The sequence below is a fragment of the Paraburkholderia sp. Ac-20342 genome (genome assembly GCF_017104985.1).
GTDB lineage: Bacteria > Pseudomonadota > Gammaproteobacteria > Burkholderiales > Burkholderiaceae > Paraburkholderia.
The window spans coordinates 1-941 of record NZ_JAAGPQ010000221.1 but is presented as its reverse complement, the minus strand read 5'-3'; the positions used below and the strand labels follow the sequence as shown (position 1 = coordinate 941).

At 62.7% G+C, this 941-nt stretch carries 1 protein-coding gene; it reads right to left on the bottom strand.

The annotated features are described in order from the left end of the window. A partial coding sequence (prpC, locus tag G3N58_RS33840; RefSeq protein ID WP_206001369.1) for a 2-methylcitrate synthase occupies nt 1-941 on the bottom strand: 941 nt, incomplete at both ends.

Sequence of the window (941 nt, the reverse complement as noted above, 5' to 3'; positions counted from 1 at the left end):
CCGGTGTAATTCGCGCTCGGCCGGATGATCTTGTTGTCGATGCGCTGCTCGATGATGTGCGCGCTCCAGCCCGCCGTGCGCGCGATCACGAAGATCGGCGTGAACATCGCGGTCGGCACGCCCATCATGTGATACGACACCGCGCTGAACCAGTCCAGATTCGGGAACATCTTCTTCGCTTCCCACATCACCGCTTCGAGCCGCTCCGCAATCGAGAACAGCTTCGTGTTGCCTGCTTCCTTCGAGAGCTTCTGCGCCACATCCTTGATGACCTTGTTGCGCGGGTCCGAGATCGTGTACACCGGATGACCGAAGCCGATCACGACTTCCTTGTTCTCCACGCGGCGACGGATGTCCGCCTCGGCTTCGTCGGGCGTCGGGTAGCGCGACTGGATCTCGAAGGCGACCTCGTTGGCGCCGCCATGCTTCGGACCGCGCAGCGCGCCGATGGCACCGGTGATCGCCGAATACATGTCCGAGCCCGTGCCCGCGATCACGCGGCCCGTGAACGTCGAGGCGTTGAACTCGTGTTCGGCGTAGAGATTAAGCGAGACGTGCATCGCATCGACCCACGACTTCGGCGGCTCGACGCCATGCAGCAGATGCAGGAAGTGGCCGCCGATCGAATCGTCATCGGTTTCGACCTCGATGCGTCTGCCGTTGTGCGAGTAGTGATACCAGTAGAGCAGCATCGAGCCGAGCGAGGCCATCAGCTTATCGGCGATATCGCGCGCGCCGGGCAGGTTGTGGTCGTCCTTCTCGGGCAGCACGGTGCCGAGTACCGAGACGCCGGTACGCATCACGTCCATCGGATGCGCGGCGGCCGGAATCCATTCGAGCGCGGCCTTGACGTTGGCGGGCAGTCCGCGCAGGCCCTTGAGCTTTGTTTTATAGGCTTTCAGTTCGGCGGCGGTCGGCAGCTTTTCGTGGACCAGCAGATA